Here is a 208-nt window from a genome sequence, read left to right on the forward strand (position 1 = left end):
GTCCGGAGGTCTTCCGGAACATATTGCAACACCGCTCCGCGTTTCCTCACCGCTTCGCGGCACATCTCCTCTGTCCAGAGGGACCACGGCACATGCCTCAATGTCATGCCGTCTTGCCTGACCGCCTCGAGACATATTTTCGGCGCCTGGAGATCTTTTGGCACATACCTCAATGCTACGCCGTTTTGCCTCACCGCCTCGAGGCAGA

General features: G+C 58.2%; 1 protein-coding gene. It reads right to left on the reverse strand.

The window, feature by feature from the left end; translation table 11 throughout:
* The coding region (locus E1297_RS51000; RefSeq protein ID WP_368669403.1) for a DUF4116 domain-containing protein at positions 1-194 on the reverse strand (194 nt) is incomplete at its 3' end.
* Positions 195-208 lie beyond the last annotated feature (14 nt).

It is taken from the genome of Roseibium sp. RKSG952 (assembly GCF_009711355.1).